The following is a 22,520-nucleotide window of genomic DNA, read 5'->3' as shown; positions in this document are numbered from 1 at the left end:
ATGGTGAGACGGTTCCGGGCGCGTCCTAGGCCGACGGCAGGCAGGAGGGTCCGAAGACCGACTTGATCTCGGCCATCATGGAGGTGTCGTGCCGGGTGCGGAATCCGTCACCAAAGGTCAACAGACGCACGTTGCCCCGGTCGTCGGTGATGGCCAGACGAACCTGACAGTAACCGGGGTGGGACTTGAGTATCCGAGCCAGCCGCTCCATGTGCCCCCGGTCCAGAGCCTGCTTGGGCAGGGTGATGGTCAGAGGCCGCTCATCCGCCGACTCCAGGACGGGCACCTCCATATCGTTGACGCGGATGTTGGTAGCCTCGTCACGAAGCTCGACCACTCCCCTCACCCTGATGACCGAGTCCAGGGCCAGGTCGTCGGAGTGGGCGTCGTAGACCTTGCCGAAGAACATGCATTGGATGGAGCTCTCCAAGTCCTCGATGGTGACGATGGCCCAGGGGTTGCCCTTCTTGGAGACCCGGCGGTCCACAGCAGTGACCAGCCCGGCCAGGGTCACCGCCTTGCCGTCCAAGCTGTTAGACCGGTTGAGCAGCTGGGCGATGGACATGTCTCGCATGCCAGCCAAAACCGAAGTCATGCCGCTCAGCGGGTGGTCAGACACATACAGGCCCAGCATCTGCCGCTCGAAGTTGAGCTTGGTGGACTTGTCCCACTCGTCTATGTCGGGCACGGTCACCTGGGCATCGCCCAAGGCATCCTGCTGGGGGGCGTCCTCATCGGCGTCGGCGAAGAGGTCGAACTGGCCCTCGGCCTGCTTGCGCTTGATGGGCATGACCTGGTCGACGGCTTCATCGTGAATCTGGAAAAGTGCCCTTCTGTTGGGGTCGATGCTGTCGAAGGCACCACCCTTGATCAGGGATTCCACTGTTCGCTTGTTGAGCACCTCCATGGGCACCCGCTTGACGAAGTCCATGAAGTTGACATACTTGCCCCGGGGTCCCTGGCGCTCCTTGATGATGTCCGCCACTACCTTGTCGCCCACATTGCGGATGGCTCCCAGGCCGAAGCGGACCACGTCGCCGACAGCGGAGTACTCGGACACGGACTCGTTGATGTCAGGCGCCAGGATGCGGATGCCCATCCTTCTGGCCTCGCCCAAGTAGAGTGCGGTCTTGTCCTTGTTGGTCCGCTCGTTCTGCAGCAGGGCGGCCATGAACTCCACCGGATAGTGGGTCTTCAGGTAAGCGGTCCAGTATGCGATCAGGGCATAGGCCGCGGAGTGCGCCTTGTTGAAGGCGTAGCCCGAGAAGGGCACCAGGACATCCCAGACCGCCTGGGCGGCCTCCTGGGAGTATCCGTGCTCCTTCATGCCCTCGAAGAAGGGAACCTGTTCCTTGGCCAGGACGTCAGGCTTCTTCTTGCCCATGGCCCTTCGCAGCACATCGGCTCGGCCCAGGGAGTAGCCGGCCAGAATTCTGGCCGCGGACTGGACCTGCTCCTGATAGACGATCAGGCCATAGGTCTCATCGAGCACGCCCGCCAGGGGCTTGGCCACCTCGGGATGGATGGGCTCAATCTTCTGCAGCCCGTTCTTTCGCTTGGCATAGTTGATGTGCGAGTTCATATCCATAGGCCCCGGCCGGTAGAGGGCGATCAGGGCGGAGATGTCGTTGAAGTTATCGGGCTTAAGCATACGCAGCAGGGAGCGCATACCGTCGCCATCGAGCTGGAAGACGCCAAGGGTGTCGCCCCGGGACAGCAGCTGGTAGGTCTCCTTGTCGTCCAGGGGGACCTTCTCGATGCTGATGGGCTCCTTGCCGTTGCGCTTGATGTTGTTGACCGTGTCCCTGATGACCGTCAGGTTGGACAGCCCCAGGAAGTCCATCTTGACCAGCCCCAGGGTCTCGCAGGTGTGGTACTCGAAGGTGGTGGTCACCGTGCCGTCGGTGCGTTCCATCAGCGGCGAGGTATCTGTGATGGGATTGGAGGCCATGATGGTGGCGCAGGCATGCACGCCGGTCTGACGGATGATGCCCTCGATGCCCTTGGCTTCTTCGGTGATCCGCTTGACATCCGGGTTGGATTCATATAGGTCGCGGAACTCCTTGGCCTCCGGGTAGCGCTTGGACTGAGGATCGAAGATCTCCTTGAGGCTCATGTCCTTGCCGTTGACCGTAGGCGGCAGGGCCTTGGTGACCTGGTCGCCCACGGAATATTCGTAGTCCATGATCCTGGCTGAGTCCTTCAGGGCCTGCTTGGTCTTGATGGTGCCGTAGGTCACGCACTGGGCCACCTTGTCGGAGCCGTACTTACGACCCACGTAGTCCAGGACCTTCATGCGCCCCTCGGGGTCGAAGTCCACATCGATATCAGGCAGGGATACGCGTTCAGGGTTGAGGAATCGCTCGAAAATCAGCCCATGCTTGAGCGGGTCCAGCTCGGTGATGCCCATGGCGTAGGCCACCATGGACCCTGCCGCCGATCCACGGCCCGGTCCCACCATGATTCCGTGGTTCTTGGCCCAGTTGATGTAATCGGCCACCACCAGGAAGTATCCGGTGAACTGCATCTGGCAGATGACCCCGCACTCGTAGTCGGCCTGGTGGGATACCTCCTCGGGCACCCCGTCCGGGTAGCGGTTCTTCAACCCCTCGTCCACCTTCTTCAGGAAAAGGGAGGTCTCGTCCCAGCCTTCCGGGCAGTCGAAACGGGGCATGAAGGCCCCGTCCTCGTGGTCGTCGAACATGACGTTGCAGCGTTCTGCGATCTCCAAGGTGTTGTCGCAGGCTTCGGGGAACTCCTTGAAGATCTCACGCATCTCCTGGGCCGAGCGGATGTAGTAGCCGCTGCCGTCGAACTTGAAGCGGCCGGGGTCGGTCAGCCGGGATCCCGAGTTGATGCAGAGCAGGGCGTCCTGGGCCGAGGCATCCTCCTTGCGCACATAGTGCGAGTCGTTGGTGGCCACCAGGGGGGCATCCAGACGACGGGCGATCTCCAGCAGATCCTTGGTCACCCGATGCTCGATCTCCAGCCCATGGTCCATCAGCTCGACGTAGTAGTTCTCCTTGCCGAAGATGTCCTGGAACTCCCCGGCGGCCCGCAGAGCCTCGTCGAACTGGCCCAACCTCAGCCTGGTCTGGACGATGCCCGAGGGGCAGCCGGTGGTGGCTATGACCCCCTTGTGATAGGTGGACAGCAAATCCTTGTCCATACGGGGCCACTTGCCGACCAGACCCTCCAGGTTGGCCACCGATGAGGCCTTGATCAGGTTGACCAGGCCCGTGTCGTCACTGGCCCAGAGGGTCATGTGGGTGATGAAGCCACCGCCGGAGACATCGTCAGAACGCTGCTCGTCGGTTCCCCAGTGGACCCGGCTCTTGTCCTGGCGGGCAGTCTCAGGGGTCACGTAGGCCTCAATGCCGATGATGGGCTTGATGTCAGCATCTACAGCTGTGCGCCAAAGCTCATAAGCCCCGTGCATGTTGCCGTGATCGGTAATGGCTACAGCCGGTTGCCCCAGCCGTCCCACCTCGGCAACCAGGTCGGGTATTCTGCTGGCCCCGTCCAAGGTTGAATAGTGGGTATGGGTGTGAAGGTGAACGAAGTCTGACCGGGTTGAGGACATATCTCCAATTTACCCAGGCCTCTGGCCGAATCGCCGGAGTCCGCTAGCTGCGTATACCGGTGGCGCCCTGACGTTCGATCTGCAGGGAGCGGCGCAGATCAGCCGGGTAGGAGGAGACCACCTTGGTCCAGATTTTGGTGCGGGGATGGCGGAATTCCAGGCGCATGGCGTGTAGCCACTGCCGCTTCAGGCCCAGCCTGTCCGCCAGGTCGGGGTTGGCCCCATACATGTGATCACCTACCAGTGGATGGCCTATGGAGGAGAAGTGCACGCGTATCTGATGGGTGCGCCCAGTCTCCAGATTGACGCTGACCAGGGTGGCCGAGCCGAAACGTTCCAGCACATCCCAATGGGTGATGGCCTCCTTGCCTGCAGGGGTGACCGTAAAGCGAAAGTCCGAGACCCGGGCGCGTCCGATGGGAGCCTCGATGGTGGCCTTGTCCTCGGTCAGATTGCCCTGGACCAGGGCATGGTAGATCTTGATCACCTCATGCCGGGCGAATTGCCGACGCATCTCCTTGTAGGCCAGGTCGGACTTGCAGACCAGCATGAGGCCGCTGGTGCCCGCGTCCAGACGAGAGACGATACCCTGGCGGCCTTGGGCTCCCATGGAGGTGATGTGGGTACCCCGCTGCAGGAGGCTGCCCAGAACGGTTGGACCGGTCCAGCCTATGGAGGGATGTGCAGCCACCCCCACCGGCTTGTCGACGACGACCACGTCCTCATCCTCGTAGACCACGGGCATGTCCTCAGCCACCGGCTCCACCTGTTTGGTTGACTCGGGCTCGTCCAGCTCTATCAGATCACCGCTCATCAAGGTGGTGGCCTTGTTCACCCGGCGGCCCATGATCCGCGCATGACCCTGGGCCACCAGATCGCTGGCCTTGGCCCTGGACAGGCCCAGCATCTTGGACAGGGCCAGATCCAAGCGCCGACCTACCAAGGCATCCGGCGCAGGAAGAAGCCGTGTCACTTTGCCGCTCCCCCATGTTTTAGTGTCTTGGACCGGTCGCTGAACCGCACATTACAGATAATAAGCACCACTACGGCCACGCCTGCCAGAGTCAGATAGACGTCGGCAACGTTGCCCACCGACCAGCCGTAGTCCAGAAAGTCGACCACGGCACCGTCAAGAAAACCGGAGGCATAGGCAACCCTGTCGATCAGATTGCCTGCTGCCCCGGAGAAGGCCAGGGAGAGGACCAAGGTCCAGACCATGGAGGTGGTGCGCAGAGCCAGAACAATGATGAGCAGACAGGCCGCTAAGGCGATCAGGGATATGACCCAGGTACTCCCAGACCCCAATCCCAGGGATGCACCGGGGTTGCGTACCAGTCGCAGACCGCGTAGGGGACCCGGCAGAGCCACCCTGATGCCGTTGCCCAGCCGGGCCAGTGCTAGGGCCTTAGTCAGCTGATCCAGGGCTATGGCCACTGCCGCCAGAGCGACGAAGACGGCCACGCGTCCGCGCAGCCGTCTCATAGATGTGTTCTTCGTCATTACCGGATGGAATCAGTGAGCCTGTTCGGACTTCTTTTCCATGGACTGGTAATTGCTGGTGTCTGAAATCTGGTTGATCAGCTGGTTGAGGAACTCGGTCAACTTGCTGCGGTAGCCCGCCTCGAACTGCTTGAGCCCCTGGATGTTCTCCTCGAGAACCTTGGACTGATCCATGAGCTTGTTCTTGACATCGGCGGCATAACGATCCGCGCTGTCGCGGGTGTTCTTGTCGTACTCCTGCGCCCGAGTCTGCACCTGTGTCTCGTACTCGTCGGCCTGGGTGTGCTGGCGCTTGGAATAGGCGTCAGCATCGGAACGGGTCTTGACCGAGTACTCGTCGGCCTGGGAGCGTACGCGCTGTGAGTAGCCATCGGCCTCGGAGTGCACACGCTTGGAGTACTCGTCCACCTCGGCGCGGGTCCTCTTGGAGTAGTCCTCAGCCTTCTTGACAATGTCGTCGTGCTGGGCATGGCCCTCGGCCACCAGCTGGGAGGCGTTGGCCTTACCCTTGTCCACGTACTGATCGTGCAGTTGCATGGCCAGCGTGAGCATGGCGGTGGCCCTCTCGGGTTCGCTGTTGGCCTCAGCGCCAGCGCCCGCAATCCGCTGTAGACTGCCCGTTTCGGTGGATGGCTCGGCCTTGGAGACCTGCTCACGCAACTGCTCCTCGCGCTTGCGGGATTCCTCTAGCTGCTTGTTCAGCTGCTCAGTACGCTGCTGCTGCTCCTGAGAGGCCTTCTGAGCCTGTGCGATCTGCTGGCGGGCCGTGGCCATGCTCTGCTGGGAGGCATTGAGCTGGTTGGTCAGAGCCTGGACCTGCTGGCGGGCCTGGTCGCGTTCCTTTTGCATGGCCGTCAGCTGGTTGGTCAGAGCCTGGGTGTTGTTGCCCGCAGCGGCCTGAGCAGTCAGCTGGTCGATCTGGGAGTTGAGTTGCTCGACCTGACGCTTGAGCTGGTCATTCTGGGAGGACAGGGTTTTGACCTGACTCTGGGACTCGGCCAGTAACCGCTTGGTCTGCGCATCCACGGCGGGCTGCTGGGCTGCGGAGCCTTGGGCCTGTTTCAGATCCCCATTCTCCTTTTGCAGCGATTCCACCTGAGCCGTCAGATCGGAGATCTTGGAGTTCAACGAGGCCACATCGGTGCCCAGGGACTGGGTGGAAGCGGCACTTCCTTGCACGGCCTGCTTGCCCAACGCTTCAACCGTGTCTGTGACCTGATCCAGGAAGTCGTCGACCTCGTCGACGTCGTAGCCTTCCTTGAACCGCACTGTCTGGAAGGTATGCTCCCTTATATCATTAGGCGTCAATAGAGCCATATGTTTCTCCACCTCGCTTCAGGCCAACCAGCCCGATTGTGTTCTCTTACTGCATGCTAGCACGGAGTATGCCGTATCCGCGGTCTTGTCTCTAGCCTATAAGCACCTGGATGATGATCAGTCCGGCGTAGAGCACCATGAAGGAGACATCAAGCTGGATCCTGCCCATGGGCAGGGGCGGAATGTACCGGCGAAGCCAGCGAAGCGGCGGCTCAGTCAAGGCATAGATAACCCGGATGAGCGAGGCTACGAAGCCACGAGGGTACCAGCGAGGCGACAATACCAGAACCCAGTCCAGAATCATCCGCACGAAGAGAACCAGCAGGTAGGTCTCGATAAGGATGTCTACCAGATAACGAACAAAAGGTACAAGCATGCGTCTTCAGACTCCTGCGGACACGGTTGCCAGGGTGTCAGTCACTGGGCGAAAAGCCCCTTGGCCGAAGAGCCCGACTCAGGCTCCTCCACCTTGATGTTGACCTGTGCAGGACTGAGTAGAAAGACCCTTGGAGTGACCCGCTCAATGGACCCGCGTACCCCGAAGACCACGCCGGCGGAGAAATCGACAATCCTGTAGGCCACAGACTCGGACACCCCAGTCAGGTTGAGGACCACCGGCACCCCGTCCCTCAGGGCCCTACCGACCATCTGGGCATCCTCGTAGGACTTGGGATGAATGGTAGTGATGCGGTTGATCCGGCTCTGGAAAGGTGTGGGCTCGGCTTCCTGGCTGTTGGATGCAGATTGCTGAGCCATGGGGGTCACAGAGTGATCGGTGTCGAAACCGTCGCGAGCCTCGTCATCGTCGGCCAGATCGTCGTCATCGTCGTCCACGACATCCGACATGCCGAAAAAAGACATCGCGTTTTTCATCAATCCTGCCATATCTGCTCCTTCGCCTGATTACCGCAGAAAGTCAGGGATATCCAGATATCCCGGGTCGGAGGTGCCGTCATCGCCAGAGGCTGGGGGCACCACATCGTGTTCGGAGGTCTCATCGGACTCCGACTCCGCCTGGACGGACGGATCCGCCATAGGCTGCTGGGGCTCCTGGACCGGGGTGGCCGCTACCGGTGCAGTGGCCGAGTCTGCTACGGAGGCTTTGATCTCATCTTTCTTTGGGGTGGGATCGAATCCGGCGGCGATGACCGTGACCCGCACCTCGTCCCCATAGGCGTCGTCCAAGGCCAGACCCCAGATGATCTGCGCCTCAGGATGGATGGCATCCTGAACCAGCTGGGCGGCAGCAGATGCCTCCTGCATACTCAGGTCGCTGGGGCCGGCCACATTGATAAGAGCTCCATGGGCGCCCTCGATGCTCTCCTCCAAGAGCGGGGAGGAGATGGCGATCTCAGCAGCTTGCGTGGCTCTATCCTCACCCCTGGCTGCGCCGATACCGAAGAGGGCAGTGCCGGCATCCTTCAAGATAGCGGTGACATCGGAGAAGTCCACGTGAATGTAGGAGTTCATGGTAATCAGGTCGGTAATGCCCTGAACGCCGGCCAGCAGGGCCGTGTCGGCGGTTTTGAAAGCATCCATGACCGAGACCGTGCGATCCGAGAGATCCAGAAGCCGGTCATTGGGGATAACGATAAGGGCATCGACCTCCTTGCGCAGGTTCTCGATGCCCGATTCGGCGGAAGCGGAGCGCCTGGGCCCTTCAAAAGTGAACGGCCGAGTGACCACGGCGATGGTGAGCGCGCCTTGCTGACGGGCTGCACGCGCAACCAAGGGGCTGGCGCCGGTGCCTGTGCCGCCGCCCTCCCCAGCAGTGACGAAGACCATGTCGGCACCCTTGAGGACCTCTTCAATGTCAGATTGATGGTCCTGGGCAGCCTTGGCGCCCTTCTCCGGATCAGCGCCGGCCCCCAGGCCACGGCTGTTGGCATCAGAAAGGGAGATCTTCACATCGGCATCTGAGCGCAGGAGATCCTTGGCATCGGTATTGATGGCCACAAACTCGACATTCTGCAGACCCTCGGCGATCATGCGATTGACAGCATTGCCACCGGCTCCACCAACACCAACGACCTTGATGTTGGTCTTGTCATTGAAATTGTCATTCTGGGCAATCTCGCTCACAGTATGCTCCCGTCACTCACGTTACGCTCAACTCTAGCGCAGGTCATATACGCCAACACGCATTTGCCCACAGGCGTTCCGACCCTCCCTGACGGCCGTGGGCCTAGGGTCCGGGAGGTCAGAGCCAACCGCCCTGGTCTTCCGAAAGAACCTCCACGCCGTTCTGTCCGTATTCTAAACCCTGATTCTAGACCCGGATGCACATGCTTGGCGAGAGGGATATTTCCGGCTTCAGTAGGAGGCGTCCATGGGATCATTGCCAAAGAGCGTTTCGCGCTCCTGATGGGTGGTAGTCCGCGAATCCAGCCAGCCATAGGGCAGGCGAACCTTCTTGGCATAGCGGACTCGGCCCCGGGGCTTGCCGGCCACGGCACGCGGATAGGGCATGTCCTGGTCCAGGTCGGCGATGCAGTGATCCAGATCCTCCAGGTTCTCGCATGCCATGAAGTCGCGGCGCACCTGCCCACCCACGGCGAAACCCTTGAGGTACCATGCCACGTGCTTGCGCATATCATGGACGGCCATGCGCTCGTCGCCGTCGTAGAACTCGACCAGGAGCCGGGCATGGCGGGCCATGATCGCCCCGACCTGACCCAAGGTGGGCTCCTGCCGTTCCGGCGAGCCGGCCAGGGCCGCAGCGATGTCGGCGAAGAGCCAGGGACGGCCCTGGCAGCCCCGACCGATGGCCACGCCTGCGCAGCCTGTCTGGGCGAACATGTCCAGGGCATCCTCGGCTGTCCAAATGTCGCCGTTGCCGAAGACGGGGATGTCTACGGACTGGACCAGCTGAGCGATCCGATCCCAGTCGGCATGGCCGCCATAGTATTCAGCCGTGGTTCTGGCATGCAAAGTCACGGCGGCGCAACCCTCTTCCTGGGCGATGTGAGCCGCTTCCAAGAAGGTCTCGTGCTGGTGGTCGATGCCCACCCGGATCTTTGCGGTGACGGGGATTCCGGCAGGCGAGCAGACAGCAACCACTCGATGAACCAGTTCGGTGAAGAGGTCGGTCTTCCAGGGAAGGGCGGATCCCCCACCATGTCTGGTGACCTTGGGGACTGGGCAGCCGAAGTTCATGTCGATATGATCGACCCAGCCCGCATCAACCACCATTCTGGTGGCCTGCTCCATGATTTGAGGATCCACCCCATACAATTGCAGTGAGCGCACCTTCTCTTGAGGAGCGAAGCGACACAGCCGGAAGGCCTTGGGGTTGCGCGCCACAAGGGCCCGAGCCGTAACCATTTCCCCCACATACAGTCCGTCCGGTCCATACTCCCTGCAGAGCAAACGGAAAGGCCAGTTGGTCACACCCGCCATGGGCGAAAGCATGACCGGAACAGGCACGGTTATAGGGCCCAGCTGCATCGGAGCGATCTTCTGGGTCGAGTGATCAGTCTCAGTACCGGCCACCGGCCTCGGCCACCTTGATGGGTTCGCTCTCGTCCGTGCCCGGCTCGCTGGCTAGGTCCGTGTAGCCGTCGGCGGCGCGCGCGCCGGTCAGGTCGGAGGGGCCCATGGGATAGCGCACCCGCTGTTCGCCGACGACCCGACGCACGTAGTTCTCCACCTGGTCCAAGGCCACTCGGTCCTGTTGCATGGAGTCACGGTTACGGATGGTAACCGCCTTGTCGTCCAGGGTGTCGAAGTCCACGGTGATGCACAGGGGCGTGCCAATCTCGTCCTGACGACGGTAGCGGCGGCCGATAGCGCCGGACTCGTCATAGTCCACCATCCACTCATTCTGGCGCAGGTCGGCGGCCAGGTCATGGGCGATCCGCTGCAGATCTGGCTTCTTGGACAGGGGCAGGACGGCGGCCTTGACCGGGGCTAGCCTCGGATCCAGACGCAGCACGGTGCGCCGGTCGACCCCGCCCTTGGTGTTGGGAGCCTCGTCCACGTCATAGGCATCCACCAGGAAGGCCATCAGCGAGCGCGTCAGTCCGGCCGCAGGCTCAATCACATAGGGGATGTAACGCTCCCCGCTGGCCTGGTCGAAGTAGCTCAGATCCTCGCCCGAGTGCTCGGCATGGGCCTTGAGGTCGTAGTCGGTGCGGTTGGCCACGCCCTCCAGCTCGCCCCACTCGGAACCCTGGAAGCCAAACCGGTACTCGATGTCCACGGTCCGCTTGGAATAGTGGGCCAGCTTCTCCTTGGGGTGCTCATAGTGCCGCAGGTTCTCCGGCTTGACACCCAGGTCCACGTACCAACGGGTCCTGGCATCGATCCAGTACTGATGCCATTCCTCGTCGGTGCCAGGGTGGACGAAGAACTCCATCTCCATTTGCTCGAACTCGCGGGTGCGGAAGATGAAGTTGCCGGGCGTTATCTCGTTGCGGAAGCTCTTGCCCATGTTGGCGATGCCGAAAGGAGGCTTGGATCGCGATGAGGCCATGACGGACTTGAAGTCCACGAAAATGCCTTGGGCGGTCTCGGGGCGCAGATAGTGCAGGCTCTTCTCGTCCTGGACAGGACCTAGGTGGGTCTGCAGCATCATGTTAAAGTCGCGAGGCTCGGTCCATTGGCCCTTGGTGCCGCAGTCCGGGCAAGGGATGTCCTTGAGGCCGTTTTCCGGATCATGGCCGTGCTTCTCGACGTAGGCCTCTTCCAGGGTGTCGGCTCGGTGCCGCTTGTGGCAGTTCAGGCACTCGATCAGGGGGTCGTTGAAAACGGAGACATGGCCCGAGGCCTCCCAGACCGCCGTGGGCAGGATGACCGAGGTGTCCACGCCAACCACGTCGTCGCGGGTGACCACCATGGTCCGCCACCACTCACGCTTGATGTTGTCCTTGAGGGCCACGCCCAAAGGGCCATAGTCCCAGGCCGAGCGCGTCCCGCCATAGATCTCCCCTGCGGGAAAGACGAACCCTCGGCGCTTGGCCAGGGAGATGACCTCATCCAGTTTCGATACTGCCACTGATCACACCTTCTGTTCGGGAGCCCCTCCTTGGGGCATACGACCTGATGACCGGCCTCCAGCATACCTTCGACGGGTGACCTGCTGTCAGCGTAGAGGCCTACCATCGAGGCATGTGCGGGAGGCCGCGCAGGTGACCGCTGGGGACACCGGGCATCCTGCCTACGAACACCAATCGATGTGGAAAGGTTTCCGATATGCCAGATACGAATGACCAATCTTATCTAAACACCGTAGCCGAGGTCACTATTGCTCCCTCTGGTCAGGGTGAGGAGCTGTCCACCTATGTGGCCCAGGTCATCAAGGTCATCAGGGATTCAGGTCTGCCCAATCAGACCAATGCCATGAGCACCGTCGTCGAAGGGGATCTGCATCGGGTCATGGAGGTCGTGGAAGAAGCTACACGGGTCCTGGCCGAACAGGGATATCGGACCGGCGTCAGCCTCAGGCTGGACATCCGTCCCGGGAAGCGGGACCAGATCCACGAAAAGGTGGAACGGATCGATCGGATCCTGGGCGGGGAAAACCGCTAAAACTCCCTGTCGCTGAAGATCAGTCGGGCTGAAATCGCCTGAACAAGTTAAGGTGTGCCCATGATCACGATGAAGCAGATCGCCGAACGCACAGGCGTATCCGTCTCCACAGTCTCTCTGGTGCTCAACGGCCGCGATAAGGGCAGAGTCAAGTCGGATACAGCACGAAAGGTGCGCAGCATAGCCAAAGCCTTGGGCTATCGGCCCAATCCCATGGCCAGGTCGCTACGTACCAGCAAGACCGGCATGCTGGGCTTCATCAGCGAAAAGGTAGCCACCACGCCCTACGCGGGCGCCATCATTCAGGGCGCACAGGATGCGGCCGCTGAGCGCGGCTATCTGCTTCTCACCGTCTCCACTGATGAGGGCGTTCGGGAAGCCGAACAGATCCAGGCATTAAAGCGCTATGGGGTGGACGGCTTCCTCTTCGCCAAAATGTACGACCAGAATATCGACCTGCCCCAGGCTCTGCGCTCCTGCCCTGCCGTGGTGGTCAACGCAGTGGAGCGCGCCGAACGCTGTCCCAGCATCGCACCTGACGAGTTTCTAATCGGCTACGATGCCACCCATCACCTGATTGAATCAGGCTGCCGCCGGGTGGCCTACCTAGGCACCACACAGAATCTGCCAGCGCAAGAAGACAGAATGCGCGGATATCAGACCGCCCTGAAGGAGGCCGGCCTACCTGCAAGTAAGGCCTTGATCCGACTGGTGGGATTCAACCAGGAAGCCATGGACCAAGTGGACGATTTGATGGAGAACCAGCACCCCGATGGTGTCTTCTGCTTCAATGATTCACGTTCTTTCTACCTATACCAGGCCGCCGCAGCCCGCCATCTGATAATCGGCAGAGATCTGAACCTGGTAGGCGTGGACAACCACCAGGTCATCGCAGAAACCACGGCACCCCCACTGACCACGGTCGAGCTTCCCCACTACGAGATGGGATTCTGGGCGGCGCGGCGACTGCTGGCACAAATCAACCCGCGTCGCGTTGCCCTACCGCTGCCCGATACCCGTGCCGTCCTGCCGCCGCTTGATCAAGCTGGCGGGGTGCGCATCCATTGCGCCCTGATCCGTAAGGGTTCCACCCGCCTAGATGCCACCTCGGACCCAGTCTCGGCCAACCACTAATGCCAGAATCACATCTCCCCTTTCCCGCCGCAAGATGGCGAACCAAGTTCAGATCCGGCTGGCTTGTCGCCAGTCACCAATCAGTCAGCATCCCCTGCTAGTTGCTCATCGTCTTCGATAGGGAGATGCAATAATCGTCAATCGTTTGACGTAAATCGATTGACGACCTACTATACCTACCAGGATTCGCTCTGCACACAGTAAGTGCATCGGACCGTGAGGCACTGCGGAGAAGCGGTGCACAACAAGGAGAGAGGGTTAGCATGGCCGCCAAATCATCAGCATGGAGGAACCCATCATATTTGGAATCCTCCACCGGAATATTCTTCTTCTTCTGCGCCTGGGGCATCTGGTGGTCCTTCTACTCGCCCTGGCTGATCAACGGCCTCGGTATGACCAACACCCAGGTTGGCAAAATCTACTCCATCAACTCCGTGGGCACACTCATAATAATGTTCGTTTACGGGGTAATCCAGGACGAGCTGGGAGTCAAGCGTAGGCTCGCCATATTCATCGCGGCCATTGCGGCGCTGGTTGGGCCTTTCGTGCAGTTCGTCTACGCCCCCCTCATGCATTCCAACTTGATCCTGGGAGCCTTACTCGGTTCGGTCGTTCTATCCGCAGGTTTCATGTCAGGTTGCTCTCTGATCGAAGCCCTCACCGAGCGGTACAGTCGTAAATTCGGATTCGAATACGGCCAGTCCCGCGCCTGGGGCTCCTTCGGCTACGCCATTGTGGCCCTGATTGCCGGGTTCGCTTTCAACGTCAACCCGATGATCAACTTCTGGCTGGGCTCAGCCTTCGGCGCGTGCATGCTCCTGGTCTATGCCTTCTGGATTCCTGATGAGCAGCGCGAAGAAATCAAGCGGGAATCCACCCCCGAGGGCGAAAAGTCCCAGCCCTCCCTGCGCGACATGATCCATGTCCTGGGCATGCCCGCCCTGTGGCTCCTGATTGTCTTCATGATTTTCACCAACACCTTCTACACGGTCTTCGACCAGCAGATGTTCCCCAACTACTATGCCAACCTCTTCCCCACCCCGGAACAGGGTCACGAGATCTATGGCATTCTCAACTCCTTCCAAGTATTCCTTGAATCGGCCATGATGGGCGTAGTTCCAGTCATTATGCGCAAGATCGGCGTCCGCAACTCCCTGCTGCTGGGCGCTACGGTCATGTTCGCCAGAATCGGACTGTGCGGTTTCTTCCACGACCCGGTCATGGTCTCCATCGTCAAGCTCTTCCACTCCATCGAGGTCCCGCTCTTCAGCCTGCCGGCCTTCCGCTACTTCACCCTGCACTTCAACCCCAAGCTGTCCGCCACCCTTTACATGGTGGGCTTCCAGATTGCCTCCCAGGTCGGTCAGGTGGCCCTGTCCACCCCGCTGGGCATGCTCCACGATCGGGCCGGCGACCGGGTCACTTTCTACACCATCTCATTGGTGGTGCTGGTCGCCCTGATTTACGGAATCTTCGTACTCAAGCGCGACGATCAGCAGGTGGAGGGCGATCCCTTCATCAGGGACTCACAGAAGTCCGCCATAACGCAGGGCTGATTCGCAGATCGACCATCATCAGCACCCCGCCCAACCCCGAAAGGATTCAAGGATGAACCAAGCAGCAACCAAAGAAAACACCGATATGAGCGATCAGCTGGATAAGGCCCAGAAAAGCATCGATCGGCTCTTCACCACCCGCAATGATCGTTGGTATCCCCAGTGCCACATTGCATCCAAGGCCGGATGGATCAACGACCCCAACGGTCTGATCTATTACCAGGGCCGCTATCATGCCTATTTCCAGCTCAACCCCTACGGGAGCGAATGGGGAAACATGCACTGGGGGCATGTGTCCAGCGCCGACCTGGTCACCTGGCGGCGCGAGCCTCTGGCCATGGCACCCACCCTGGAGGTCGAGAAGGACGGGGTTTTCTCCGGATCGGCCGTGGTGGGCGACGACGGCCGTCTGACCATCTACTACACCGGTCACCGCTGGCGCAACGGGGTAAACGATGACGACGGCAACCTCCAGGAGCAGTGCATGGCGGTCTCCTCAGACGGCATCCACTTCGAAAAGAAGGGTGTTGTAGTCCCCTGCCCCGACGAGAAGATCCTGCACTTCCGCGATCCCAAGGTGTGGAAGATGGGCGGGCTCTGGTACATGGTCTTCGGAGTCAGCACTCCCGCCCATCGGGGCGAAATCTGGATGTATACCTCCAACGACATGGAGCACTGGACCTTCGATCGTGTGATCTACCGGCATCCTGACCCTCAGGTCTTCATGCTGGAATGCCCCGATATGTTCCCCCTGGAGGACAAGTGGGTGGTCTGCTACTCGGCCATGGGCCTGAAGCCCCACGGATTCGAAGCCCGCAACCACAACAACGCCGGCTATGTGATCGGCAGCTGGCAGCCCGGCGGCGATTTTCATCAGGAGACTGAGTTCCACCTCTGGGATGACGGTCACAACTTCTATGCACCGCAGACCTTCCAAGCCCCTGACGGCCGTCGGCTGGTCTTCGGCTGGATGAGCCCCTTCACCGAACCCATCCCCATGCAGGAGGATAGCTGGTGCGGCCAGTTCACCGTGCCCCGCGAGGTCACCCTGGCCGGTGATCATCTGCGCTGCCTGCCCGTACGCGAGTTCTCCAACCTGGACCAAGACCAGCAGAACTTCGGTCCCATCGAGCTGGAGGTCAACGGCAGCCGGAATCTGGTGGACGACGCGCAGACCGCCGACATCAATATGGAGATCGATCTGAACAAGTCCCAGGCCGAGCGCATCGGCCTGGAGATTCATCGGACACAATCAGGCGACCATACGCTGGTCTGCTATGACGACCAGCTGGGCCGCGTTGTGCTCGACCGCCACTGCAACACTTACGGGGACCGGGGTTACCGCACCGCTCCCGTCGACAAGTCCTCGGGCAAACTCAAGCTACGCGTCATAGTGGACAGGGGCTCGATCGAGGTCGTCGTCAACGACGGGCTGGAGATCATGTCCTCCTACTCCTTCCCAGCCCAAGGACCACGCGGCATTCGACTGATCGCCGAGTCCGGCGAGGGCAAGGCGCTGATCGACTCCCTCTCCATCGCCAAATTGGACACCATCTGGGAGCAGCCGGATCGCTGACCCAACTCCTCTGGTCGACAGAGAAATGCCCGTTCCTGAAATTACTCAGGGACGGGCATTTCTCTGGCAAACATCCACCTACAAGCACCTGTGGTCAGAACCAAAGCATCGAAACTCCCAAAAGGAGCACTGGCCCTTTGACAATAACTCCACAGATGTTTGATCTTCGAGATCAGAAGCCGTTGATGCGGTCGATCCGGCTTCGGCTTTATTTGCCGACCTTAACCAGCAGAGCCATCAGCCCCGAAACGATGGCTGCTGCACCCATGAAGAGGAAGGCTCCAACGAAGGAGCCGCCGGCTGCCTTGACCAGGTAGCCGATGATCATGGGAGCCAGGAATCCGCCCAAGGTGCCACCGGTGTTGATGATGCCTATGGCGGAACCGATGATGTGCGGGTCCATGATCTTGTGCGGCCAGGTGAAGATGCCGGTGAAGGCCACCACAGAGACGCAGGAGACCAGGATCAGCAGCAGGAGGGAGAGCCAGATGTTGCGCGAGAAGACAAAACAGACAACCAGGACGGCACTGATTACCCCGGCGCCCAGGATGGCCACCTTCTCCCTGCCCAGGAAGAGCTTCGAGAGCAACTGGCCGGCATAGATGGTGGCGACGGTCGTGAATACCGAATTGACCGCCAGCAGGATGCCGGCCTGACCAATCGAGAGCCCGAAGGTATTTTTGATGAAGGTGGGCATCCAAGAAATATTGCCGTACAAGAGGATATTGAGCAGGAGCATGGCCACGAAGAGGACCAGCACGTTCCGATTCTTCAAGACCTCAAGGAACCCTGCCCCCTTGGCTCCCGGCTTCAGGTCGACTTCGGGCTGGCGAGGCTGGGAGGGCACAAAAATCAGGATGCAGACAAAAGCCAGCAGATAGAGGGTGCCCAGCACACCGTAGGCCAGGTGCCAGTTGATGGCGACCAGGTTGGCGCCCAGAACGAAGGCCAGGATGCCGCCGATGCCCGAGGTCGACAGAATCAGGGACTGAACGAATGTACGCCGTTCCTGCGGGAAGTTCTCCGCAATCGACTTGGAGCAGGAGGGCGGGTAGCCGCCGTGGCCCATGCCAGCGAAGAACCGGACGATGATGAAGAAGACCAGACCATTAGCCAGGCCGAACAGGTAGCTGAACAGGCCGATGATGATCATCGAAGCCATCAGCACACGCTTGGCCCCAAGCCGATCGGCCAACCAGCCGCTGGGTATCTGCATGAGCGAGTAGCCCAGGAAGAAGGCCGACATGATGATGCCTGTCTGCCCCGAGTCAAGGTGGAACTGCTCGGAGATGGGGATGATGGCGGTCGAGATCATGTTCTTGTCCATGTACACGATCGAGTAACCGGCCATCAGGGAGAAGATCAGCGTTCCGCTCGCCGTTTTTGAGGATTGCTTGATTGCCATTGGTCCGTCATCCTTCAGTCGAAGCCAACCACCGCCGGGCGGAGTGATCCGCAGGGATCACAGGGCACGGCGACAGCCGAATAGTAGGTCAGTGGGGCATCACATCGTCTGGGATGACGACCTTGTACTCCTGGCCGGCGAATGTCTTGTTGAAGTCCTCCTTGGCAGCCTTGACCAGATCCGGGTTGGTAAATGCATCATAAGCAGTCAGAGCCAGGGTCTTACCTGCCGCAAGCAGACCCTTGTGGGCCACCGAGGACTTGCCGTTGGCCGCCCACTGCCAGGAATGAGCTGAGGTACCCTGAGGCTCGAAGCCGCCGCTGAACTGGGCGGTGGGTGTCTGCCAGCTGACATCGCCGACGTCTGTGGACCCCGATGCCGTATCGGTGAAGGCCAGTGGATACTTCTTCAGGGCCATGGTGGACTCGGCCATCTTCCTGACTTCCTCATCCGGAAGATCAGGGAAGGTAGCCTTGGTGCGGCTGAGCACCCGCTGTTTGCCGGCCTCAGGGACCGTGTCGGTGTAGCGGCGCTCATAGTCCAGCTCCTGCTGGTCCAGAGGCAGGGGGCCAACGATGTCCAGGTTCCTGTCTATGGCCTCGGTCAGCGGATGGTTGGGGATGAAGTTGTAGCAGGCCGCGTCGAACTCTTCCTTGACCTGGGTCTCGGTCATCAGAGCTGCACCCTGGGCGATCTTCTCCACACGCTTGAACAGATCCTGAGCCTGATCCATCCTGGGAGCGCGCACGAAATAGTAGAGCCGCGCATGGGACTGCACCACATTTGCCGACTCGCCGCCTGCGTCGATAAAGGCGTAGTGCACGCGGGCCTCATCGATCATGTGCTCACGCAGGAACTGCACTCCCACGTTCATCAGCTCCGCGGCATCCAAGGCGCTCCGGCCCAGCTCAGGGGCCGCAGCCGCGTGCGCCGGCACACCGGTGAAGTCGAAGTAGGCCTGCAGGACCGCCAGGCTGGAGGAGCCCCAGGCCTGGGTCACATCCGAGGGGTGCCAGGACAGGGCCAGATCCAGCCCGTCGAAGACCCCGTCCCTGGCCATGAAGGCCTTGCCGTAGCCCGACTCCTCAGCTGGGCAGCCAAAGACCTTGATGGTCCCCTTGAGTCCCTTCTCCTCCATGAAGGTCTTAATCCCCACTCCGGCCGCGACAGCTGCCATACCCAGAATATTGTGACCGCAACCTTGCCCGTTGCCGCCTTCAACCAAGGGCTTGTGCTCGCCCAAATCAGCCACCTGGCTGAGGCCTCCCAGGGCGTCGTATTCGCCGGTGATGCCGATTACCGGACGACCCGAGCCCCAGGTCGCCACGTAGGCATAGTCCATATGGCCCACGCCCTTTTCGATGTCGAAGCCCTCCTGCTCCAGCACCTTGTAATGCTGCTGGACCGACTCCCTCACGGCAAATCTGGTCTCGGGGGTACCCCAAATATGGTCGGCGGCATCGATGAACTCCTGTGACTTGTCCTCGATGATCTGCATGATGCGTTGCTTGTCGTCCACGCCTGTCACTCCTTCGCTTCGTTTGCTGCCCTAATCGCCACAGCGGATAAGGCTTGCTCCGCTGCGATATGACACAGACTACCTTTCAAGGGCATTACGAGAGTGTTCAGACATGTAAATTTGGACGACTATGGCTAACTTCACAAATTGAGATGCCTTGTTTTCTCAGGCATTCTCCACGCCTCCGAAGCGCCTGTCCCTATGGATGTAATCGTCGATGGCCCGCCAAAGCACCTCGCGCCCGCAGTCGGGGAAGAGCTCGGGCACGAAATCCAGCTCCGCATAGGCCGCCTGCCAGGGCAGGAAGTTGGAGGTGCGCTGCTCCCCCGAGGTGCGCAGGACCAGGTCGCAATCCGGTATGTCGGGGTTGTAGAGGTGCTGGGCGATCATCTTTTCCGTCACCTTGGAGCCCTTGATTCGCCCGGCCGCCACCTCCCGGGCGATGTCGGTGGCTGCGTCGGCCAGCTCAGCCCGGCCCCCGTAATTGATGCAGAAGATCACATCGATCCTGGTGTTGTGGCGGGTACGCTCCATGGCCGCCTCCAGCTCGTCGATGACCGACTTCCAGAGCCGGGGCCGACGGCCCGCCCAGCGCACGCGCACTCCCCAGTCATCCATCTGGGCCACCCGGCGGTGGATGATGTCTCGGGAGAAACCCATCAGAAAGCGGACTTCGGCCGGCGAGCGCTTCCAGTTTTCTGTAGAGAAGGTGTACAGGCTCAGGTATCGAACCCCAGCCTCAATGGCCCCGGCTATGGTATCGAAGACCACCGGCTCGGCGGCCCGATGACCCTGGGTGCGCTCCATGCCCCTCTGCTTGGCCCAGCGGCCATTCCCGTCCATGATCACACCCAGATGACGCGGAACGGACCCTTCGGGAAATTGCGGGATTCGTCCTGGGTCGGAGAAGGGGGCTGCAGGTACGTCCAGGGAGGTGTAGTCGACAGGGTCAAAGCTCATGCTTTAAGAATCTAATAGCCGCAAGGACCTGATGGGCCGCTCCAGGTAATATTCGCCCCATTTCTCGACAAGACCATCGCAGAGGGGGGTTGAGCCCTTGCCGTCCAGCTTGGACCAATCCCCGCTGCTCAGCGCCCGGAAGCGGGCCAGGGTGGTAGGATCCACCGCCACGGCGTCAGTAGGCCTGTCCCGACTGCAGACCACCCCGCCGCCGGGCACAGAAAAGTGGGTCAGCTGGTCTGTCCGTCCGCAGACGATGCAGGAATCCAGCCGGGGCCGCCAGCCCGCCAATGCCAGTGAGCGCAGCAGGTAGGAGGCGCCGATGTCACGGGGGTCATGTCGATGACCTGCCAGGCTGGCCAGGGCGGAGACCAGCAGACGGTATTGCTCCGGGGCCGGCTCGTGCTCACCCACCACAAGCTTGTCGGCGGTCTCAAGCATGACGCCCCCGTTGGCGTAGAGGTCATAGTCGGCGCATATTGCATCCGCATAAGGGGCTATGCAGACCGCCTGTGAGACGATGTCCAGGTTGCGGCCGCGGGAGATGAGCAGATCGTCACGCATGAAGGGCTCCAGACGAGCGCCGAAGCGGGACTTGGTCCGTCGCACCCCCTTGGCCACGGCCCTGACCTTGCCGTGCCCCCTGGTCAGAATGGTGACGATGCGGTCGGCCTCGCCCAGTTTGACCGTTCTGAGGACCAGCCCCTCGTCACGATAGATGGCCACGACGGCCCCGTCCTTTCATTGGTAGATGAACAGGCCCCAGAAAGCAAAGATCAACAGGACTCCGAACATGGCCAGGGTGGTGACGATGAAGAGGGCAACGCCAAAGCGGGTGGAGGCCAGAACAGGCCTGGGATCCAAGTTCCGCATCTGCTGACGCAAAGTGGGGCCGCCGGCCTTGCTTGTGCGGACCTGGTCGGGCAGCCGGTCCAATCCCCTCAGGGAGGCTACTTCGACCATGCGGGCGAAGGTGCGCGACCAGGCCCAGATGACCAGTGCGCAGACCACCTGGATGACCGGCCAGCTCCAGTAGCTGACCCCCGCCTGGTCTGGCACGCCACCCCAACCCAGGCGTACCACGGCCATGATGACCTGACCCAGACCCGCTCCGAAAAGGACCAGGGTAGCCAGGGTGGTACCAGTGATGGTGACCAAGGTCCCGCCGAAACCATGGCTGAAGCCCAGAACCGGGTCCTTGCGTCGGCGCAGACGGAACACTTTCATCAGGCCGGCCACCACGGCCATGACCAGAGCCGCCAGCAAAAGAACCAGGGTCAGCATATGCAGGACCAGCATATAGATGGTCAGCGAACGCCTCCCCCGCAGGTCAGTAGGCACGGCGATGGACTGGTGGATGGTGGCCCCGCCCACGCTGGGACTGGTCTGATGCAGGCCATGGACCTGACCCACCGCCCAATCGATCATGTCCTGCTGGTAGTGGTCGGCCAGGGGCGTGCCGGTCCGGGCCTCATCCCCCAGCCGCAGCACATGGTTGGAGACGGGGTAGGACCGCACAGTTACATTCTCATTGCCGGAGGCATGGGCCTGGGAAAGCACGCGTTGCACCCCTTCCACCTGGGCGGTCATGACATCCTTGGCCCCGTAGGCCAGCAGGGTGGGAATGGCATAGGTGTAGCGGTCGGTGGGGTCGATGTCCAGATTGTTCAGGCCCAAAAGGGTGGCATCAGTGCTGAAGAGCCGACGGACCACCGACTGGTAGCCCTGGTTGGCCCCGGCAATGGCAAAGTCCTGGGCCACGAAGAAGCCCATAGCATGCCGTGGTGAATAGACCATGGGACTCAGCAGGATCTGGAAGGCGATCCTGTGATCCATGGTCAGCAACATGGCGGCGATCCAAGTGCTCTCGCTGGTGGCATATATGCCTACCTTGGATGCATCCACATCAGCCCGGTCGCGCAGCAGATTGGCAACCCGCTCGTAGGCCCTGGCTGAGGCTGGATAATCCCGATCAGCATCCGTGGTGGACCAGACCGGCTTGTCCAGCACGGCGGTGACGAAGCCAGCAGAGGCCAGGGTCCGGGCTACGTCTCCGAAGGAGTTATCGCAGGTGCCGTAACCGGCGCCATGCATGAAAACTACAGCCGGCCTATGGCCTGAAGCCCCCTGAGGAGTGCGAATCAATATTCGGATGCGTTGGTGCTCACCTGTGGCAGGCCTCTCCACGCTCATTTCCTGGTGGCGGGATTCGACCTGGTACTGCCCCACGGTATCCCTGGCAACCCCGGCAGGCCAGTCGAAGGTGACCGCGGTGTCCGGAGTCAGCGTGGGGAAATTCTGATCCACTGGTTCGTATTTCCAGGGGACGGCGGTCAGGTGGGAGACAGAGGCCAGCAGACCCATGAGGATGATGAAGACAGGCAGACTGGTCATCAGCCGCCTGACCCTGCTCCACCGGCTCGCGGGGAGGGAACGCTCAA

18 protein-coding genes are annotated in these 22,520 nt (G+C 60.9%); 4 read left to right on the top strand and 14 right to left on the bottom strand.

The annotated features are described in order from the left end of the window. Window positions 1-25: 25 nt before the first annotated feature. The 9 genes from dnaE to H3V09_RS00565 all read right to left on the bottom strand — a co-directional run bounded on the left by dnaE (window position 26) and on the right by H3V09_RS00565 (window position 11,396). Entirely contained in the window at window positions 26-3,583 is a 3,558-nt protein-coding gene (dnaE, locus tag H3V09_RS00605) for a DNA polymerase III subunit alpha (RefSeq protein ID WP_198190596.1), read from the bottom strand. A 43-nt stretch (window positions 3,584-3,626) separates the two neighbouring features. Continuing rightward, on the bottom strand, window positions 3,627-4,556 hold the full coding sequence (locus tag H3V09_RS00600; protein ID WP_198190595.1) for an RluA family pseudouridine synthase: 930 nt from the start codon (window positions 4,554-4,556) through the stop codon (window positions 3,627-3,629). Further along, the gene (locus H3V09_RS00595) at window positions 4,553-5,065 is read right to left on the bottom strand and encodes a signal peptidase II (protein ID WP_198190594.1); all 513 of its coding nucleotides are present in this window, start codon (window positions 5,063-5,065) and stop codon (window positions 4,553-4,555) included. The genes H3V09_RS00600 and H3V09_RS00595 overlap by 4 nt, the downstream gene beginning before the upstream one ends. A 30-nt stretch (window positions 5,066-5,095) precedes the next feature. Continuing rightward, window positions 5,096-6,400 (bottom strand): DivIVA domain-containing protein, encoded by a 1,305-nt coding sequence (locus H3V09_RS00590; RefSeq protein WP_198190593.1) that lies wholly within the window; start codon window positions 6,398-6,400, stop codon window positions 5,096-5,098. A 91-nt stretch (window positions 6,401-6,491) separates the two neighbouring features. Beyond that, a complete protein-coding gene (locus tag H3V09_RS00585) occupies window positions 6,492-6,776 on the bottom strand; it encodes a YggT family protein (protein ID WP_198190592.1) in 285 nt (94 codons plus the stop codon). Between the two features lie 41 nt (window positions 6,777-6,817). Further along, entirely contained in the window at window positions 6,818-7,285 is a 468-nt protein-coding gene (locus tag H3V09_RS00580) for a cell division protein SepF (RefSeq protein ID WP_121913743.1), read from the bottom strand. A gap of 18 nt (window positions 7,286-7,303) precedes the next feature. Next, the gene (ftsZ, locus tag H3V09_RS00575; RefSeq protein ID WP_198190591.1) at window positions 7,304-8,482 is read right to left on the bottom strand and encodes a cell division protein FtsZ; all 1,179 of its coding nucleotides are present in this window, start codon (window positions 8,480-8,482) and stop codon (window positions 7,304-7,306) included. A 231-nt stretch (window positions 8,483-8,713) separates the two neighbouring features. After that, a complete protein-coding gene (gene dusB, locus H3V09_RS00570; protein WP_232339376.1) occupies window positions 8,714-9,847 on the bottom strand; it encodes a tRNA dihydrouridine synthase DusB in 1,134 nt (377 codons plus the stop codon). 31 nt (window positions 9,848-9,878) lie between these two features. After that, window positions 9,879-11,396, bottom strand: a complete 1,518-nt coding sequence (locus tag H3V09_RS00565) for a glycine--tRNA ligase (RefSeq protein WP_046322650.1) — start codon at window positions 11,394-11,396, stop codon at window positions 9,879-9,881. A 197-nt stretch (window positions 11,397-11,593) separates the two neighbouring features. Here H3V09_RS00565 and H3V09_RS00560 point away from each other — a divergent pair, with 197 nt between their 5' ends. The 4 genes from H3V09_RS00560 to H3V09_RS00545 all read left to right on the top strand — a co-directional run bounded on the left by H3V09_RS00560 (window position 11,594) and on the right by H3V09_RS00545 (window position 16,195). Further along, complete coding sequence (locus H3V09_RS00560; RefSeq protein ID WP_046322648.1) at window positions 11,594-11,929, top strand: MTH1187 family thiamine-binding protein; 336 nt, start codon at window positions 11,594-11,596, stop codon at window positions 11,927-11,929. Between the two features lie 60 nt (window positions 11,930-11,989). Then, on the top strand, window positions 11,990-13,063 hold the full coding sequence (locus H3V09_RS00555) for a LacI family DNA-binding transcriptional regulator (protein WP_198190589.1): 1,074 nt from the start codon (window positions 11,990-11,992) through the stop codon (window positions 13,061-13,063). A 263-nt stretch (window positions 13,064-13,326) separates the two neighbouring features. Next, window positions 13,327-14,619: an MFS transporter gene (locus tag H3V09_RS00550; RefSeq protein WP_198190588.1), complete on the top strand. Its 1,293-nt coding sequence runs from the start codon at window positions 13,327-13,329 to the stop codon at window positions 14,617-14,619. Window positions 14,620-14,671: 52 nt separating this feature from the next. Next, the gene (locus tag H3V09_RS00545; protein ID WP_198190587.1) at window positions 14,672-16,195 is read left to right on the top strand and encodes a glycoside hydrolase family 32 protein; all 1,524 of its coding nucleotides are present in this window, start codon (window positions 14,672-14,674) and stop codon (window positions 16,193-16,195) included. A 208-nt stretch (window positions 16,196-16,403) separates the two neighbouring features. Here the strand turns inward: H3V09_RS00545 and H3V09_RS00540 are convergent, their stop codons facing one another. The 5 genes from H3V09_RS00540 to H3V09_RS00520 all read right to left on the bottom strand — a co-directional run bounded on the left by H3V09_RS00540 (window position 16,404) and on the right by H3V09_RS00520 (window position 22,473). Then, complete coding sequence (locus H3V09_RS00540) at window positions 16,404-17,600, bottom strand: MFS transporter (protein ID WP_198190586.1); 1,197 nt, start codon at window positions 17,598-17,600, stop codon at window positions 16,404-16,406. Window positions 17,601-17,688: 88 nt separating this feature from the next. Beyond that, window positions 17,689-19,119 (bottom strand): amidohydrolase, encoded by a 1,431-nt coding sequence (locus H3V09_RS00535; protein ID WP_198190585.1) that lies wholly within the window; start codon window positions 19,117-19,119, stop codon window positions 17,689-17,691. 165 nt (window positions 19,120-19,284) lie between these two features. After that, window positions 19,285-20,079, bottom strand: coding sequence for an isoprenyl transferase (locus H3V09_RS00530; RefSeq protein WP_198190584.1), 795 nt, complete (start codon window positions 20,077-20,079; stop codon window positions 19,285-19,287). 3 nt (window positions 20,080-20,082) lie between these two features. Then, the gene (gene recO / locus H3V09_RS00525) at window positions 20,083-20,805 is read right to left on the bottom strand and encodes a DNA repair protein RecO (protein WP_198190583.1); all 723 of its coding nucleotides are present in this window, start codon (window positions 20,803-20,805) and stop codon (window positions 20,083-20,085) included. Between the two features lie 15 nt (window positions 20,806-20,820). Further along, window positions 20,821-22,473, bottom strand: a complete 1,653-nt coding sequence (locus H3V09_RS00520) for an alpha/beta hydrolase family protein (protein ID WP_198191086.1) — start codon at window positions 22,471-22,473, stop codon at window positions 20,821-20,823. Window positions 22,474-22,520: the final 47 nt, after the last annotated feature.

It is taken from the genome of Bifidobacterium sp. M0399, from assembly GCF_016100595.1.
Classification (GTDB): Bacteria; Actinomycetota; Actinomycetes; order Actinomycetales; family Bifidobacteriaceae; genus Bombiscardovia; species Bombiscardovia polysaccharolytica.
This window is presented reverse-complemented; position numbering and strand designations above follow the sequence as displayed.

Bases quoted from the DNA above. Each gene is read 5' to 3' on its own strand.
- dnaE (WP_198190596.1), bottom strand. From the start codon at position 3,583: ATGTCCTCAACCCGGTCAGACTTCGTTCACCTTCACACCCATACCCAC.
- H3V09_RS00595 (WP_198190594.1), bottom strand. From the start codon at position 5,065: ATGAGACGGCTGCGCGGACGCGTGGCCGTCTTCGTCGCTCTGGCGGCA.
- H3V09_RS00590 (WP_198190593.1), bottom strand. From the start codon at position 6,400: ATGGCTCTATTGACGCCTAATGATATAAGGGAGCATACCTTCCAGACA.
- H3V09_RS00585 (WP_198190592.1), bottom strand. From the start codon at position 6,776: ATGCTTGTACCTTTTGTTCGTTATCTGGTAGACATCCTTATCGAGACC.
- H3V09_RS00580 (WP_121913743.1), bottom strand. From the start codon at position 7,285: ATGGCAGGATTGATGAAAAACGCGATGTCTTTTTTCGGCATGTCGGAT.
- dusB (WP_232339376.1), bottom strand. From the start codon at position 9,847: ATGCAGCTGGGCCCTATAACCGTGCCTGTTCCGGTCATGCTTTCGCCC.
- H3V09_RS00560 (WP_046322648.1), top strand. From the start codon at position 11,594: ATGCCAGATACGAATGACCAATCTTATCTAAACACCGTAGCCGAGGTC.
- H3V09_RS00555 (WP_198190589.1), top strand. From the start codon at position 11,990: ATGATCACGATGAAGCAGATCGCCGAACGCACAGGCGTATCCGTCTCC.
- H3V09_RS00550 (WP_198190588.1), top strand. From the start codon at position 13,327: ATGGCCGCCAAATCATCAGCATGGAGGAACCCATCATATTTGGAATCC.
- H3V09_RS00545 (WP_198190587.1), top strand. From the start codon at position 14,672: ATGAACCAAGCAGCAACCAAAGAAAACACCGATATGAGCGATCAGCTG.
- H3V09_RS00540 (WP_198190586.1), bottom strand. From the start codon at position 17,600: ATGGCAATCAAGCAATCCTCAAAAACGGCGAGCGGAACGCTGATCTTC.
- H3V09_RS00530 (WP_198190584.1), bottom strand. From the start codon at position 20,079: ATGAGCTTTGACCCTGTCGACTACACCTCCCTGGACGTACCTGCAGCC.
- H3V09_RS00520 (WP_198191086.1), bottom strand. From the start codon at position 22,473: ATGACCAGTCTGCCTGTCTTCATCATCCTCATGGGTCTGCTGGCCTCT.